The organism is Vogesella mureinivorans (assembly GCF_007644035.1).
Classification (GTDB): Bacteria; Pseudomonadota; Gammaproteobacteria; order Burkholderiales; family Chromobacteriaceae; genus Vogesella; species Vogesella mureinivorans.
The window spans coordinates 1-281 of sequence record NZ_VMTV02000881.1; the positions used below are offsets into that span (position 1 = coordinate 1).

At 66.5% G+C, this 281-nt stretch carries 1 pseudogene; it reads right to left on the reverse strand.

Annotation, left to right across the window (positions count from 1 at the left end):
* Positions 1–281, reverse strand: a pseudogene (locus FLQ44_RS25095) (primosomal protein N'); the annotation flags it as partial.

The window sequence follows — 281 nt, forward strand, 5'->3', positions numbered from 1 at the left end:
ATCGCCTTGGCCTCGGCCTGCGCGATGAACTCCGCTGCACGTTCGGGGGTGTTCAGGGTATCCGAAGTGGCAAGCGCCACGCGCGCCTCGGGAAACAGGTCGCGCACCTCGTCAGCAATGCGTTCCACACCCGGCCCGCAGGCGACAAGGCAATCGCTCTCCCCGCATTCAGGGCAGGCCTCGGGTACCCGCGTCTCGAACCCGCAATGGTGGCAGGCAAGGCGGGACGACAGGCGGTGTTCGACCAGCCATGCGCTGCATGACGGGCATTTGAAGCGGTG